Below are 16,306 nucleotides of genomic sequence, written 5' to 3'. Positions count from 1 at the left end.
CCTGAGCCAGGATCAAACTCTCCATGAAAGTTGATTAGCTCAATTTGTTACGTTGGCTTAGTTTCATAGTAGAAACTAATATTATTGTTTGTTGACGTTTTTGTTTGTTTAGTTTTCAAAGAACAATATCCCGTCGCTCAAATGCGACTTTATTATCTTACCAAGTTATCAACTAAAAGTCAACAACTTTCTTTTTTTCTTTATCATCTCACTGACGACCTTTTATATATTACAGCATTCCATTTAATCCGTCAAGCAAATAATCATTATTTTTTCTTATACCTCAAGCATAAGAAAAACCGCTGTTTTTCAGCGGTTTTTTTCTATAGAACCCAATGCTGGATCGCAACTAACGCGACTAATCCTGGTATACCAAGAAAACCTGAAACAGCGGAAGTTGCAAAATTAATCGGGACATGAATTCCATAGCGATTACCAGCCACATTTAGAAAAAATAAAAACAAAGCTCCTATTAAAAACTTTACAGCTGCCTGTCCGACAAATCGTATTGGCTTAAATGGAGCACCAGAAAATAATAATAAAAGAATAAGCCCGCCTAAAATAGAAATTACGACTATTGGTTCCAACTAAAGCTTCCCCCCTCCAATGTCTTTTTACTACAACATATGTACAAGTTGTTCTATATAGACCATATGGGGAGAAATACTGTTTCACTTAAGAATGGTTACATTTCGCTGCTTTGCTTCTCTTAATAGAAAGATATATTTAGCTTCCGCTATTTTAGTTTGACAGATCACTTCTTCTGAAGGGTCAAAGCTTTTTTCTAAAAGCATCTTTTCCTGCTGCCAATGTGTTTTAAATCGGTTTAATTGTGCTATCAGCTTCTCATCATACTCTTTTCGCAGCCGCCCTTTGCGCCGAAAAAACATCTGTTATTCCTCCGGTTATAGTGTGTCTAGCTAAAATCTGTAATTAGACTTTATGAGACTTTTCACCTCTTTTTGGTTTACAATTCCCGTCTTCCCTCAATTGCCTTAGATAAAGTTACTTCATCCGCATACTCAAGGTCCCCGCCAACAGGAAGTCCATGAGCAATTCTAGTTGTTTTAATGCCTGATGGTTTTAATAATCGGGAGATATACATGGCTGTGGCTTCTCCCTCAATATTTGGATTTGTGGCGAGAATGACTTCTTGAACTGCTTCATCTTGGAGACGTTTCAATAAATCGGGAATATTTATATCCTCTGGTCCAATTCCATCCATTGGTGAAATAGCCCCGTGCAGAACATGGTATAGGCCATTGAATTCCTTCATCTTTTCCATCGCAATAACATCCTTTGGATCTTGAACGACACAAATAATGCTTTTATCCCGGCGCTGGTCCTCACAGATATAACACGGATCTTGATCGGTAATATGCCCACAGACGGAGCAATAAGTTAAATTACGTTTTGCGTTGACAAGCGCTTTTGCAAAGTCGAGCACTATGTCTTCTTTCATATTTAAAACGTGAAAAGCTAACCGAGCAGCCGTTTTAGGACCAATTCCCGGCAACTTCATAAAGCTGTCTATCAGCTTAGATATGGGTTCTGGATAGTGCATTTAGCTTTTCTCCTCTAGAAAGCAGGGGTGCCAGGTCTCGGAGTCGAAAACATCCTAAGTTCCTATGCACCCCAACTCAACATTTAATAAAATAGCACAGGCGCCTTGAACAGGGGCTTATGATCCCGAGCCCTAGGCGCTGGAGCTAATCAATTCTTTAAGTCAAAAACTTTTTTACTTACTTATCTCATTAAAAAGGTAAATTCATTCCTTTAGTAAATTGACCCATTGTATTGTTTGTTAATTCTTCCGCCTTTTTAAGGGCATCATTAACAGCAGCAAGGACCAAGTCTTGAAGCATTTCAACATCGTCTGGATCTACGGCCTCAGGTTTAATTTGCACATCTACTACTTCTTTATGTCCTGTAACTATCACTGTCACCATTCCGCCGCCGGCAGTACCTTCAATTTTTTGCTGGCCTAACTCTTCTTGAGCCTCTGCCATTTTCTTCTGCATCTTTTGCATTTGTTTCATCATATTTTGCATGTTACCCATTCCGCCGCCACGCATCATAATCCTAACCTCCATTTATTTATTCATTAGTCAATAATTTCTACAAACTCAGCACCAAATAATTTCTTTGCCTCTGCAATATGCGGTTCCTCTTCCTTTGCAGACTCACCGCCTAAGCTTGATCCTTCTTCATCATGCTGACTATTTAAAAAGCTTTCGCGAATCGGCATCCATTGATCTTCAGGGACGCCTAAAAGCTGAAGCCTCTTACCTGTTAATTTTAAAAGTGCAGCTGTAACGGCTTCAAGAAAATCGGTGCGGTTCATTGCCATTTGGCAAATCATTTCATGCTTAAATTTTATAATAAAAGCGGTAGAGGAAGCGGCAATCGGTTCAGCATCATTTAATAATGCAGCCTGCGATTTTAACAGGCTAGACCGCATTTCTCCCCAATTTGCTTTAATTAAATTTAAATCGTTCTTTGTTGCCTGCTTTAAAACTTCATTTATTTTTCCAACTGGTGCCTGATAAGCCTTTTTAGAGGATGATCTTTGTGCAGGTTTTTGCTGTTGCGGTGCTCCCTCTTGAGCAGCCGGTGCTGCACCATTGGCCTTTAAGTGCTGTAGCTCTGACTCAAGGTGATCAATTCTTGCTAGTAATTCCCCAATAGGTGCAGTAACCGCTTGAACCGATGATGGTTTCACTTCCATTTGACAGAGCTTTACAACCGCTACCTCCAAAAAGATCCGAGGGTGATTGGTCCAGCGCATTTCCTGCTGTGTCTTATTCAGCAAATCAATAAGTTGATAAATTTTTTCAACTGGGACCGTTTCCGCCAATTTTCGAAAATCCTCATCCAGCATCACTCTTTCAAGCGATTCCTCCAGATTAGGGGCAGTTTTATAAAGGAGCATATCCCGATAAAATAAAATGAAGTCCTCCATAAATCTGGATGGATCTTTCCCATGGAATAATAGTTCATCGAGTGCCTCTAGACCACTCGCCACATCACCTTCTTCAAAGGCATGGGCTAATTTATTAAGAAATCCTTGTGATACAGATCCTGTAACGGTTAACGCGTCTTCAAGTGTAACACGGTCCTGACTGTAGGAAATAGCTTGGTCCAACAGACTTAAGGCGTCCCGCATACCGCCCTCAGCAGCGCGGGCAATCATTTGCAGTGCCGTTTCATCACAGTTCACGCCTGTTTCTTCCACGATTAATTTCATTCTATTCACAATGGATCCTGCTGTTATGCGTCTAAAATCAAAACGCTGACACCTTGAGATAATCGTTAGCGGGATCTTATGAGGTTCCGTTGTTGCCAAAATAAAAATAACATGCTTTGGCGGTTCCTCGAGCGTCTTCAACAAAGCATTAAAAGCACTAATCGACAGCATATGCACTTCATCTATAATATAGACCTTGTAGTTTACAGCCGTTGGTGCAAATTTGACCTTATCGAGGACATCCCTCATTTCCTCAACACGGGAATTTGAAGCGGCATCAAATTCTAATACATCTGGAATTGTGCCATTAGTAATGCCGCGGCATGCCGCACATTCATTACATGGCTCTGAAACCGGTGCATGCTCACAATTAATAGCCTTTGCTAATATTTTAGCAGCACTTGTTTTACCTGTTCCTCTAGGGCCCGAAAAAAGATAGGCATGTGAAATTTTTTGCTGAAGCAGGGCGTTTTGCAATGTCTTGGTAACATGTTCTTGTCCTACTACATCAATAAATGCCTGCGGACGCCAAACACGATATAAAGCTTGATATGCCACTGGACACCGCCCCCTTCAAAATTTTTATCATCATATCCATTATAGCTTATTTAATTTCCATTTTTCAAAATGTATGTAAAAAAAACTCATCCCGTAATTTGAGATGAGTTTTTGAGTGCATGCATATATGTACTGCCGTGCACCTTCCGTCGACATACGCCCATAAGCGTTACTTAAGCAGTTAGCTCGGCCCAGGCAACCCTGCGGCACATGGGAGCGTCCACTTAATGCTGCTTCCTTCCGGACCTGACATGGTTCATGGATTCCCATTGCGCAGGACCAGGGCGTCAACACCACTTACTTAAGGCAGACCCTACAGGTCGTAAGCCTCGGGAAGGGATTCAGTCCCGCTAGAGCGGATTGCGGGTACAGGGCACCGCTGCCTCCCCACCTAGCACGGCAAAATTGATACCTAAATTTTCACGCGTCGTATCTGACGCCTTTCTAATATACAACCTATCGCGAAAAAAAGCAATCTTAATCCACTGTAAATTACTGTAAATTAATAAATGCTTGATTATTCTTCATTTGCTTTTCGAGCTTTTTTCGATCTCTTATGCTTCGAAAAAATGCAGAAAGCAACTGCCCGCATTCTTCTTCTAAAACGCCCTTCGTGAGATCACACTGATGATTGAAGCGTTCATCGTGTAACAGATTCATGAGAGTTCCGGCACAGCCCCCTTTTGGATCACTTGCACCATAAACCACCCTTTTCACTCTTGATAAAATAATCGCACCGGCACACATAGGACATGGCTCCAGAGTGACATATAGGGTTGAATTCTCTAACCGCCAAGATCCGGTTTGTCGGCAGGCCTGATCAATCGCTAGCAACTCGGCATGAGCAATGGCACTTTGTTCTAGCTCTCTTAAATTATGGGCCCGGGAAATAATTTCGCCTTTCATCACCAGCACTGCACCAATTGGTACTTCATTTAATTCTTCTGCTTTCTTTGCTTCCTTTATTGCTTCCTTCATAAAAAATTCATCTTGAGATTCTACGATATTTATCAAATTATCACCTAATTATTTTAGTATTAAAGGTTTGAAATCCCTTAAGACAGGATAAAAACTTTCTAGCTATTCCAAAATAAACAAAAAGGAGGGAGACAGTTTGAATCATGAACGTCCTGCCCTGTTAATCATTGATATGATCAATAACTTTGATTTTACACATGGCCATATTCTTGCTCAAAAGGCACTGAAAATTGCCGGGCCAATTAAAGAATTAAAAGAACAATTTAATCAACAGCAGCTCCCTGTTATCTTTATTAACGATCATTATAATTTATGGCAAGCAGATTACCATACCATTATTGAACATTGCCGAAATCAATATAGTGAGCCTATATATGATAAAGTGCTCCCTGATAAAAAGGATTATTTTTTAATTAAGCCGAAACACTCTGCCTTTTACGGAACTGCCTTAAATACCTTACTGCATCAGCTAAAAGTAAATACCCTTATTGTAACGGGCATTGCGGGCAATATCTGTGTTCTATTTACAGCAAACGATGCCTATATGCGGGAATACAAGCTTTATATCCCTACTAATTGTATTGCCTCGACAGATGATCAAGATAACCAATATGCTCTAACGATGATGAAAAATGTTTTAAAGGCAGAGATTAAATCCTCACATGATTTACCAAAAGTATATCATGTAAACCCACCCTCCCTCATAGAATAGCTGTAGCGTATGTTTCGGGGAGGGATCAGGATGCAAATCCATATCATAAAGAGCAATGAATCATTAACAACGATTGCAAGGACTTATCATACGACCGTACAAGACATCGTTGAGGCAAATGAACTGCCAAACCCAAATAATCTGGTCATTGGACAATCCATTGTTATTCCCATTATCGGCCATTTTTATTTTGTTCAATCCGGAGATTCCCTTTATTCAATAGGGCGTAAGTTCGGCGTTTCTCCTCAACAATTGGCAAGCGTTAACCGGATTAACATCAATCAGCCCTTAAATGTAGGGTTCCGTCTCTATATACCTCAAGGGGCAAAAAGAAATGCTGAGTTTAACGCCTATGTTGAGCCGCGCGGAACGACAGTAGCCGCTGGTTTAGAATCAAGCGCCCGAGAAGCGGCTCCGTACCTAACCTATTTAGCCCCGTTTAGCTTCCAAGCGCGCCGCGATGGGACCTTAAAAGAGCCTTTATTAAATAATTTCCCTGCAATAGCTAGAGCCAATCGAAACGTATTAATGATGGTCATTAACAATCAGGAGAATGATCAATTTAGTGACGAACTTGGCCGTATTTTATTAAATGATCTGCCGATCCAGGATCGATTCCTCAATAATATTGTCGCTACCGCCAAAAAATATGGATTCCGCGACATTCATTTTGATTTTGAGTTTTTACGGCCAGCTGACCGAGAAGCCTATAATAACTTTTTGCGGAAGGCGAAACAAAGGTTTAGCCGGGAGGGCTGGTTCATGTCTACTGCTCTTGCTCCGAAAACAAGTGCCACCCAAAAAGGAAAATGGTATGAAGGACACGACTATCGAGCACATGGGGAAATCTCTGACTTTGTCGTGATTATGACCTATGAGTGGGGATACAGCGGCGGCCCGGCCATGGCTGTATCACCAATCGAACAGGTCAGGAAAGTTTTAGAATACGCCATTACTGAAATGCCTTCAAATAAGATTCTAATGGGACAGAACCTCTATGGCTATGACTGGACACTTCCATTTGTCCAAGGAACAGTAGCAAAAGCAGTGAGCCCGCAGCAGGCTATTCAGCTTGCCGCAACACATAATGTTCCGATTCAGTATGATACAAAAGCACAAGCTCCGCACTTCCGGTATACTGTAAGTGGTAAAGAGCATGAGGTCTGGTTTGAGGATGCCCGGTCAATCCAGGCAAAGTTTGATTTAATCAAGGAGCTGAATCTTCGGGGAATGAGCTACTGGAAACTTGGGTTAGCCTTTCCGCAAAATTGGCTTTTAATCGTGGACAATTTCAATGTAACCAAGAAAGGATCCTAGTATTTAAAATTTCCATTTCTACAAAAACTGCCGTTAATCGGCAGTTTTTTCATGTATTTGACATAAAATTAACAGCTTGAAAATATTCCATATCCCTTCCTTCGACAGATTATGATAAAATATTCTTTGCGTCATAAAAAGACCGTATAACCATAGGAACTAAGAAAGTTAGGTAAAAAAACTTATCATAAGATAACATAGATGTGCAGGCAGCTGGAGAAGGAGGACTTGCAATGGGGGTTACACCCTTTATTACCGTTGAGGGGCCGATTGGTGTAGGAAAAACATCTCTCGCAAAAGCTATTTCAGAAAAGTTCCATTTTGCTTTATTAAAAGAGATTGTCGATGAAAATCCATTTTTAGGGAAATTCTACGAAAATATAGAGGAGTGGAGTTTTCAAACCGAAATGTTCTTTCTCTGCAATCGCTATAAGCAATTAGGGGATATCAATACCCATTATTTAAGCCAAAATAATTCGGTTGTGGCAGACTATCATATTTTAAAGAATTTGATCTTCGCTGAACGGACTTTAAATAATGAAGAGTACCAAAAGTACTTTAAAATTTATCAAATTCTAACGGAAGATATGCCGAAACCGAATGTGATTATTTATTTAAATGCAAGCCTCGATACACTTTTGAAACGGATTAAAAAAAGAGGCCGAGAAGTAGAGAAAAATATCAGCCCCTTATATTTAGAACAGCTCTCTATTGACTATGAAAATACCATAGCTGCCTTTGAGAAAGAATATCCGGAAATTCCCGTTCTTCGCTTTAGCGGCGATGAGTTGGATTTTGTAAAAAGTGAACAGGATTTAAATTATATTTTTCAAAAGTTAACTACTTCCTTAAAAGAAAGCAGCTGGGCAAACAACATATTATTGAACGGGGGATGTTAGGTTCGTGAGTATCGTTATTGGTGGTATGATTGGTCTAGGAAAAACAAGTGTGGCCGATACATTAAATGCACACTTTAAAAATAAAGGCATTGAGAGTAAAGTCTTTTATGAAGCGGTCGATGATAATCCGATTCTTCCCCTTTATTATGAACTGACACCAGAACAATTGGATGCAAGAAGAATTCCGTTCCTCTTACAATTATTCTTTTTAAACAAACGATTTAAGACTGTTAAGGAATGTGTAAATTGGAGAGAACCCGTTTATACCATTCAAGACCGTTCCATATATGAGGATTGGTATTTTGCATATGTAAATAAAAACTTAGGCCGAATTTCTGAATTGGAATTCAAAATCTATGAAGAGCTTGTTGATAATATGATGGAAGAGCTCAATGAACTTCCTAAGAAAGCACCAGATTTAATGGTTTACCTAAAGGGATCATTTGATACGGTCATTGACCGGATTATGGCGCGTGGCAGAAGCTTTGAAATCAACCCTGAACTAAAAGAGTACTATTTTGAAGTTTGGAAGGGTTACGACGAATGGGTCTTAAATCAGTATGCAGCAAGCGAAGTTTTAGTGATTGATATGGACAATACTGATGTGGTCAAAAGCAAGGCAGACGCTATCAGGGTTTGCAATGCTGTAGATGAGAAATTAATTAAAATATTAAAAATAGAAAAAGCACAGATTGGTTAAACCAATTTGTGCTTTTTGTCGAAAAGCGGAAGCCCCTAGGCGCTGCTAGACATATTCTTTTGCAAAAAAAAATTCGCTACAAATACTTGTAACGAATTTTTATCTCCAGTTTTTATGCGCGTGATTCTTTTTAGATAATGGCGGAGGAAGAGGGATTCGAACCCCCGCGCGGTTTAACCCGCCTGTCGGTTTTCAAGACCGATCCCTTCAGCCGGACTTGGGTATTCCTCCGTATCAACAAATGATAATTTACCATAAAAATAATGATAATGTCAAATAGTAAAAAAGATTTTTCCGGACAAATTTAGAGTGCCCGGAAAAATCCTTCTATATGCAGTTTCTACATAGGTTTAATGACGTCGCGGTTGCCCATATATGGACGTAGTGCTGTAGGAATGACGACACTGCCGTCCTCCTGCTGATAATTTTCTAATATTGCGGCGACCGTGCGGCCAATTGCAAGACCAGACCCGTTTAAGGTATGAACATGCTCCGGTTTCGCCTTCGGATCACGACGGAAGCGGATATTTGCCCGTCTTGCCTGGAAGGCTTCAAAGTTACTGCAAGAGGAAATCTCGCGGTAGGTTTCGTAGCTTGGGATCCAAACCTCAATATCATATTTTTTGGCAGCTGTAAAGCCGAGGTCACCGGTACACATGCTTAACACACGGTAAGGAAGTTCTAGCAGCTGCAACACACGTTCTGCATCGTGAGTAAGCTTTTCAAGTTCCTCATAAGAATCTTCGGGTTTCACAAACTTAACAAGCTCAACCTTATTGAATTGATGCTGACGGATTAATCCTCTTGTATCACGCCCTGCAGACCCTGCTTCAGAACGGAAACAAGCACTATAGGCAGCAAAACGAATCGGAAGGTCCTCTCCACTTAATATCTCATCACGATGATAGTTTGTGACTGGCACCTCAGCTGTAGGAATGAGGAAATAATCTTCATTTTCTATTAAGAAGGCATCCTCTTCAAACTTTGGCAATTGTCCAGTACCGGTCATGCTTGTACGGTTGACTAAGTATGGCGGCAATATTTCTGTATAGCCGTGCTTATCAACATGAAGGTCCAGCATGAAGCTGATTAAGGCCCGCTCTAAACGAGCTCCCAGCCCCTTATAAAAGACAAAGCGGCTTCCTGTAACCTTTCCTGCCCGTTCAAAATCAAGGATGCCTAGTTCAGTTGCAATGTCCCAGTGTGGCTTTGCTTCAAAGTCAAACTCACGGACTTTCCCCCATTTTCTAATTTCTACATTATCATCCTCAGTTTCACCGATTGGTACACTTTCATGTGGAATGTTAGGAATGCTTAATAACAATTGTTCTAACGTCTCCTCGACGCCGCGGAGTTCGTCATCTAAGCTCTTTATTTGATCGCCAACTTCACGCATTTCTGTGATTATGTGGTCTGCATCTTTCTTTTCACGCTTCAATGCGGCTACTTGCTGTGAAACCTCATTCTTGCGGCTCTTTAATTTTTCAGATTCAACGATCAACTCCCGTCTTTTTACATCCAGATCCTCAAATCGGCCTAGATCAGTTAAATCCTCACCGCGATGCTGAAGCTTTTCTTTTACTTCAGCAAAATTAGCTCTAAGTACTTTAATATCCAACATAGTACTGGCACTCCTTTTTTAATTTATTTTTCAAGGCACTTTCGCTTTAAAAATAAAAAAACTCCCGCCCCAAAAACAGGGACGAGAGTTAGTCGCGATACCACCCTGGTTGACAGCATAGGCTGCCCACCTCAAAAAACTGTAACGGTTTTTACCGAAAGTACTTACTTACCTTAGAGGTGTTCCGTACCTTGCTCGAGGAGGGATTCACAAGTATCACACACCGGTTCACACCAGCCACCGGCTCTCTTTGGAGTGAGGTTCAAGTTACTAGTTCCTCTCATTGCTTTTTCATTATTGATTTGTTTTATAATTTACTATAATTATGAACCAAATGCAATCGAATTAAACAAATTGTTTCGCTTTTGCTTCCTTCACCATTTCGACGAAGTAAGCCGTAATCTCATGGTTCTCGGTTAATTCCGGATGGAACGAACAGCCAAGAAATTGTCCTTCCCGTGCGGCGACGATGCGGTCATTATGCTTGGACAAAATTTCAACATTCTCGCCTGCCTCAACGATGTGCGGCGCACGGATAAACACTGCTGGAAAACTGTCTGCTACACCTTTAATCGTGAGGTCGGCCTCAAAGCTGTCAACTTGGCGGCCAAATGAGTTCCGTTCCACCTTGATGTCCATTACACCAATGTGTGACTCATCATAACCCACAAGTTCTTTTGCTAAAAGAATCAGACCGGCACATGTACCAAACATAGGTTTCCCCGCACGTGCAAATTCCTTTAGAGCATCCATAAAGTCATATTTATCAATTAAGCGGCGCATTGCCGTGCTTTCACCGCCAGGAAGAATAAGGCCATCGAGGTTCTCTAATTCCTCTTTGCGCTTAACTGCAACTGCCTCTACTCCACATGCCTCTAAAGATTTAATATGTTCACGGACAGCTCCTTGTAAAGCAAGTACGCCGATTTTAATCATTTTACCAACCACGCTCCTGCATGCGAGCTTCTGGTGCTAGGGAAGAGATCTCGATACCTTTCATTGGTGTTCCAAGATCCTTTGAAAGTTCAGCGATTAATTTATAATCTTGATAATGTGTAGTTGCTTCCACAATCGCTCTTGCAAATTTAGCAGGGTTTTCAGATTTGAAGATACCTGATCCAACGAATACGCCATCTGCACCCAATTGCATCATCAATGCTGCATCAGCAGGTGTTGCAACACCACCGGCAGCAAAGTTCACAACTGGAAGGCGGCCATGGTTCTTAATTTCAAGCAATAATTCATATGGAGCACCAAGAAGCTTTGCTTCAGTCATTAACTCATCTTCGTTCATTCCAACAACCTTGCGAACTTGTGCATTTACCTTACGCATATGGCGAACAGCTTCTACAATGTTACCAGTTCCAGGTTCACCTTTTGTACGAAGCATGGATGCACCTTCACCGATTCGGCGGGCAGCTTCACCAAGGTCGCGGCAGCCGCACACAAATGGCACTGTATAGTCTTTTTTGTTTAGGTGGTATTCTTCATCTGCAGGTGTTAAAACTTCGCTCTCATCGATATAATCAACGCCCATAGCTTCAAGTATACGTGCTTCAACGATATGGCCTATTCTTGCCTTTGCCATAACAGGAATAGAAACAGCTTTAAGTACCTCTTCAACAATTCTTGGGTCAGCCATTCTTGCCACACCGCCAGCTGCGCGGATATCAGATGGAACACGCTCCAATGCCATTACTGCAACGGCACCAGCTTCCTCTGCAATTTTTGCCTGCTCAGCGTTAATGACATCCATAATAACGCCGCCCTTTTGCATTTCAGCCATACCGCGTTTTACAAGATCCGTACCAGTTTTCATAAAAAATCCCCCTTTTATTTTAATTTTGAGAAAAATTTGTTCATACTTTTAGGAAAAATCCCTATTTAAATATCGGAATAATTTTACCATAAAAACATTAAAGCAACAAAAAAGGATTCCTGTCAAGACAAGAAATCCTTTTCTTTACTATATGGTAAATATTAACGGATTAAGATTTAAAACCATCCCTTAACTGTTGTTCCTATCCCATGAAACACATCTCCAAAGAAATTACCGATACCACGCATCATTAAAACAAACCAGTTAGCCTTTTCAACATCTTCTGCTGCAACAACATCCACTTGTGCTTTCTTTTGACCCTCAGCTGTTAAAAAACTAACCTTCTCGCCATTCTTAGGCTTTAATGTCACATAACCGACTGTTTCTCCCTTTTTAATCGGAGCAGTTAACTCACCATTTTTGTTAACTTTACTTTTATCTAATACAAGCTTAGGTTGATAGTTTTTCTCTTCACCATTAAGAACGATCATATTAATAGCGGATTTTGTATAAATCTTTACCTGATCTTCTTTTCCTTTAAGGACTGGCACTGTCTTCTGTCCTTTGAGCTGATAATGTTTTGGAACAAGTTTTACATTGGTATAGTTACTAAAAGCATAATCCAGCATTTTCCTAGTTTCTTCAAAGCGGGCACTGTAACCGCCTTGTCCAGAAGCATCCTTAGCGTTTTGTACAACCGTAATAAATCGTTTTCCATCACGGCTCGCTGTTCCGGTAAAACAGTAACCTGCAAAATCTGTTGTTCCTGTTTTTAGTCCGTCCATCCCTTGGTAACCATAATCTAGTGATGGAAGCATCCAGTTCCAGTTAATCATACTAATTTGGTCATCTGTTCCTTCACGAAAAACCTTCTTTGGTGTGCTGGCTGTTTTTAGCACATCAGGAAAATCATTAATTAAGTGAAAAGCTAGTTTTGCCACAGCCCGGGATGACATCACGTTTTCGTCCTCCGCGCCCGTTCCTTCTGGCTGCAGACCATTGTAGTCTCGATTGTTCAAACCTGTTGAGTTCACAAATTTATAATCCTTTAACCCAAGTGCCTTTGCTTTATCATTCATCATTTTAATAAAATTTGTTTCTGAACCGCCCATAACTTCTGCAAGGGCAATGGTTGCAGCATTGGCAGAGTAAATCGCCATAGCTTCATATAATTCTCGAACTTTATAAGTACCATCCGCTCGTAGTGGCACATTGGAAAGATCACGGCGCTGAGATATTTTGTACACAAGGTCACTTACCTTGTATTCTTGATCCCATTTCACTTTTCCCTTTTTTACTGAATCAAGCAGGATATACTCAGTCATCATTTTGGTCATACTAGCAATTCCTAGTACACTATCAGCATTTTTTTCATATAAAACCTTACCTGTCTTACCGTCTACTAAAATGGCTCCATCTGCATTAACATTTAAGGCTGCTTCTGCATGGGCCTGATGTACACCAGCAAAAACGCTAAAAAACATAATCATTGCCAACGCACTGGCAACATATTTTCGATAAAGATGTTTGTTCACTATTACACGCCCTCCAAGGAATTTATACACTTTGAATATTTTATCATACCTGCCTAGTAAATCATAGAATGAGCATTGGACCATTCTTTGGCATTGGATTAAAATTTTCTTAAAATTTAATAGGAAATTCTTCATAATAAAAACAGAGAGGTATGACCTCTCTGTTTAATAAAATCTATAGTGAATAATTGGGTGCTTCTTTGGTAATTTGAACATCGTGTGGATGACTTTCCTTCAGACCAGCACCTGTCATCTTAATAAACTGTGCTTTTGTTCTTAAATCATGAAGATCCTTTGTTCCGCAATAGCCCATACCTGACCGTATGCCGCCAATAAGCTGATAAATGGTCTCAGCTAATGGACCTTTATATGGAATCCGCCCTTCAATTCCTTCTGGAACAAACTTTTTATTGTCCTCTTGGAAATAACGGTCTTTTGAACCTTTTTCCATCGCAGCGACTGAACCCATTCCCCGGTAAACCTTAAAACGGCGTCCTTGGAAAATTTCCGTTTCACCTGGGCTCTCTGATACGCCTGCTAATAAACTTCCCAGCATAACGGCATGTCCGCCGGCTGCCAAGGCCTTAACAATATCTCCAGAGTATTTAATTCCACCATCAGCGATAATTGTTTTTCCAAGCTTTATCGCTTCCGCTGCACAATCATAAACAGCGGTAATTTGTGGTACTCCTACACCTGCTACAACCCTTGTGGTACAAATGGAACCAGGTCCGATCCCTACCTTTACCACATCAGCGCCAGATTCAATCAAGTCCTTTGTTGCTTCTGCTGTTGCAACATTGCCTGCAATAATCGTTAGGTTAGGATACGCACTTCTGATTTCCTTCACCATATCAAGAACACCTTTAGAATGTCCATGTGCTGTATCAATAACGATCGCATCAACATTTGCCGCTACTAGGGCTTCAACCCGCTTCATCGTATCCTTTGTTACACCTACAGCTGCACCTGCCAATAAACGGCCCTGACTGTCTTTTGCCGAATTAGGGAACTCGATTACTTTTTCGATATCTTTAATCGTAATTAAGCCTTTTAATACGCCTTCCTCATTCACAAGCGGAAGTTTTTCAATTTTATGCTTTTGTAGTATTTTTTCAGCCTCTTTCAACGTTGTCCCGACTGGGGCTGTTACAAGATTCTCTTTTGTCATAACATCAGAAATTTTAAATGAATAATCTTGATCCTGGATAAAACGAAGATCACGATTGGTTATGATACCGATCAGCTTCTGGTCTTCCATATTATTGACAATAGGAACCCCGGAGATACGATATTTGCCCATCAAATGTTCCGCATCAAAGACCTGGTGTTCAGGGGTTAGGAAAAATGGATCCGTAATAACTCCGCTTTCAGATCTCTTAACCTTCTCAACTTGTTCTGCCTGCTGCTCAATGGTCATATTCTTGTGGATGATTCCTAACCCGCCTTGACGGGCAATGGATATCGCCATTTCAGATTCTGTTACAGTGTCCATTCCAGCACTGATAATTGGAATATTAAGCTTTACACTTGGCGATAACTCTACTTGCAGGTTGACATCTTTGGGCAATACCTCTGATTTACCCGGAATTAATAAAACATCATCAAACGTTAGTCCTTCTTTTGCAAATTTGTTTTCCCACATTTTTAACAGCCCCCCAGAACAAAAAATATTATTTGTAGGTTATCAATTGGACAAAATACTGTCAAGGAATAAATATTAAATTGATTTTTCTGAAAAAGGTGAGCGACTTGGTTACTAACTATAAAGATTGGAAAAGTTACTCCTGTTTCTTTTCGGCGGAATACTGCCAAAGATACTTAAAGACGTGCTACCAAAAGCGAAATATTGATAACCCTGAACAAAAAAGTTATGAAAATGGATATGCCTTTCTCTATTATCTCGAACACGGGCAAATATATTATGATCAAGCAGAAAAATCTCCACTAATTTTAAAACCTATCTTACTCTTTTATGGACTTGTCCATTTAATTAAAGCCTGTATCTTAACCATAGACCCCTCCTATCCAGAAACTACCGCAGTATTGGCCCACGGCGTTTCTACAAGGAAAAGGAAGAAGCAAAATTATCTTTTTTTCCATGATGAAGTAAAGTTTCAAAAAAATGGCCTTTTCCCTTTTATGTCAGAGAAAATGTTTCACATGAAACAATTGGAAGGGGAAAAGGCTATTATGGAGGATTTATTACAGCTTATACCTGAATTAAATGATTTATTCTTTATCGTTGAAGGAAAAAGGACATTTGCCAGTTTAACTCAGCATGATAATAAACTTCTGATCCCTGAGTATGTACTGGATAGCTATCATATGACGGAGAGCAGGTTTAAGGAGTTTTTTACCTCAAAATTTAAAAATAATTTGGAGTTTGCTAATGAGGGGCTTGCCTTTCAAATAAGTGAGGATTTTCTTTCTGAAATGTCACCGCTTTTTTACAATTTGGAAGATAAAAATTACACCATTCCACTTGGTAAAGGAAACCTCATTAATTTTCCAGAGCTGCTTGTTCACTATCTTTTGTTATATAACCTAAGCATGATTGCCCGTTATGAAACGGAATGGTGGAGTGAGTTAACGAAGATGATGCCCAACCAGGATTATCCATTTATTAAATCATTCATCGAGGTCACAATGAAAAAAGGGCCGTTTTTGATCTATAAATTTCTTATGCAATAAAACAAAAGCGCTGGAGCTGGACATCAATAGTCGTATTATGAACAGTTATCCACTAGACTGAATTTTATAATTTTCTAAACAAAAAGGACAATCCTTTCAGATTGTCCTTACATTGCCTGGCAACGTCCTACTCTCACAGGGACTCGCGTCCCAACTACCATCGGCGCTGAGAAGCTTAACTTCCGTGTTCGGTATGGGAACGGGTGTGACCTTCTCGCCTTAATTA

At 40.3% G+C, this 16,306-nt stretch carries 16 protein-coding genes, 1 tRNA gene, 1 rRNA gene, 1 other RNA gene and 1 other annotated feature; of the genes, 5 read left to right on the top strand and 14 right to left on the bottom strand.

The features are described 5' to 3' along the window. Positions 1-323: 323 nt before the first annotated feature. The 7 genes from M3226_RS30510 to tadA form a co-directional block, all read right to left on the bottom strand. Positions 324-587: a pro-sigmaK processing inhibitor BofA family protein gene (locus M3226_RS30510; RefSeq protein ID WP_098533753.1), complete on the bottom strand. Its 264-nt coding sequence runs from the start codon at positions 585-587 to the stop codon at positions 324-326. An 84-nt stretch (positions 588-671) separates the two neighbouring features. Further along, positions 672-890 (bottom strand): YaaL family protein, encoded by a 219-nt coding sequence (locus M3226_RS30505; RefSeq protein ID WP_251573145.1) that lies wholly within the window; start codon positions 888-890, stop codon positions 672-674. Between the two features lie 77 nt (positions 891-967). Next, positions 968-1,564: a recombination mediator RecR gene (gene recR / locus M3226_RS30500; protein ID WP_251573143.1), complete on the bottom strand. Its 597-nt coding sequence runs from the start codon at positions 1,562-1,564 to the stop codon at positions 968-970. A gap of 190 nt (positions 1,565-1,754) precedes the next feature. After that, entirely contained in the window at positions 1,755-2,078 is a 324-nt protein-coding gene (locus tag M3226_RS30495; protein ID WP_374110708.1) for a YbaB/EbfC family nucleoid-associated protein, read from the bottom strand. A gap of 26 nt (positions 2,079-2,104) precedes the next feature. Beyond that, positions 2,105-3,805 carry a DNA polymerase III subunit gamma/tau gene (gene dnaX / locus M3226_RS30490; RefSeq protein ID WP_251573141.1) on the bottom strand — a complete coding sequence of 567 codons (1,701 nt, stop codon included), beginning with the start codon at positions 3,803-3,805 and terminating at the stop codon, positions 2,105-2,107. A 135-nt stretch (positions 3,806-3,940) separates the two neighbouring features. Beyond that, positions 3,941-4,205: signal recognition particle sRNA large type (gene ffs, locus M3226_RS30485), an RNA gene on the bottom strand. A gap of 92 nt (positions 4,206-4,297) precedes the next feature. Next, positions 4,298-4,810 (bottom strand): tRNA adenosine(34) deaminase TadA, encoded by a 513-nt coding sequence (gene tadA / locus M3226_RS30480; protein WP_251573149.1) that lies wholly within the window; start codon positions 4,808-4,810, stop codon positions 4,298-4,300. Between the two features lie 109 nt (positions 4,811-4,919). On the opposite strand from tadA, the gene M3226_RS30475 reads away from it, so the two are divergent. The 4 genes from M3226_RS30475 (at position 4,920) to M3226_RS30460 (ending at position 8,411) form a co-directional block, all read left to right on the top strand. Further along, positions 4,920-5,495 (top strand): isochorismatase family cysteine hydrolase, encoded by a 576-nt coding sequence (locus M3226_RS30475; RefSeq protein WP_251573139.1) that lies wholly within the window; start codon positions 4,920-4,922, stop codon positions 5,493-5,495. Positions 5,496-5,525: 30 nt separating this feature from the next. Beyond that, a complete protein-coding gene (locus M3226_RS30470) occupies positions 5,526-6,812 on the top strand; it encodes a LysM peptidoglycan-binding domain-containing protein (protein WP_251573137.1) in 1,287 nt (428 codons plus the stop codon). Positions 6,813-7,045: 233 nt separating this feature from the next. Beyond that, the gene (locus M3226_RS30465; protein ID WP_251573135.1) at positions 7,046-7,711 is read left to right on the top strand and encodes a deoxynucleoside kinase; all 666 of its coding nucleotides are present in this window, start codon (positions 7,046-7,048) and stop codon (positions 7,709-7,711) included. Positions 7,712-7,715: 4 nt separating this feature from the next. Next, complete coding sequence (locus M3226_RS30460) at positions 7,716-8,411, top strand: deoxynucleoside kinase (RefSeq protein ID WP_251573133.1); 696 nt, start codon at positions 7,716-7,718, stop codon at positions 8,409-8,411. A 138-nt stretch (positions 8,412-8,549) separates the two neighbouring features. Here the strand turns inward: M3226_RS30460 and M3226_RS30455 are convergent. The 6 genes from M3226_RS30455 to guaB all read right to left on the bottom strand — a co-directional run bounded on the left by M3226_RS30455 (position 8,550) and on the right by guaB (position 15,031). Further along, a tRNA-Ser gene (locus M3226_RS30455) sits at positions 8,550-8,642 on the bottom strand. Between the two features lie 109 nt (positions 8,643-8,751). Next, positions 8,752-10,032, bottom strand: coding sequence for a serine--tRNA ligase (gene serS / locus M3226_RS30450; RefSeq protein WP_251573131.1), 1,281 nt, complete (start codon positions 10,030-10,032; stop codon positions 8,752-8,754). Between the two features lie 74 nt (positions 10,033-10,106). Beyond that, positions 10,107-10,325, bottom strand: a binding site (T-box leader). Between the two features lie 52 nt (positions 10,326-10,377). Beyond that, a complete protein-coding gene (gene pdxT / locus M3226_RS30445) occupies positions 10,378-10,968 on the bottom strand; it encodes a pyridoxal 5'-phosphate synthase glutaminase subunit PdxT (protein ID WP_251573129.1) in 591 nt (196 codons plus the stop codon). Between the two features lies 1 nt (position 10,969). After that, on the bottom strand, positions 10,970-11,851 hold the full coding sequence (gene pdxS / locus M3226_RS30440) for a pyridoxal 5'-phosphate synthase lyase subunit PdxS (RefSeq protein WP_251573127.1): 882 nt from the start codon (positions 11,849-11,851) through the stop codon (positions 10,970-10,972). 176 nt (positions 11,852-12,027) lie between these two features. Next, entirely contained in the window at positions 12,028-13,341 is a 1,314-nt protein-coding gene (locus M3226_RS30435) for a serine hydrolase (protein WP_251573147.1), read from the bottom strand. A gap of 220 nt (positions 13,342-13,561) precedes the next feature. Beyond that, positions 13,562-15,031, bottom strand: a complete 1,470-nt coding sequence (gene guaB / locus M3226_RS30430) for an IMP dehydrogenase (RefSeq protein WP_251573125.1) — start codon at positions 15,029-15,031, stop codon at positions 13,562-13,564. A 107-nt stretch (positions 15,032-15,138) separates the two neighbouring features. On the opposite strand from guaB, the gene M3226_RS30425 reads away from it, so the two are divergent. Beyond that, positions 15,139-16,080: a YaaC family protein gene (locus tag M3226_RS30425; protein ID WP_251573123.1), complete on the top strand. Its 942-nt coding sequence runs from the start codon at positions 15,139-15,141 to the stop codon at positions 16,078-16,080. 114 nt (positions 16,081-16,194) lie between these two features. Here the strand turns inward: M3226_RS30425 and rrf are convergent. Continuing rightward, positions 16,195-16,306 (bottom strand): 5S ribosomal RNA (rrf, locus tag M3226_RS30420); the annotation flags it as partial.

It is taken from the genome of Neobacillus cucumis, from assembly GCF_023715505.1.
The sequence above is the reverse complement of the archived record's forward strand: the minus strand, read 5'-3'. Positions and strand labels throughout refer to the sequence as shown.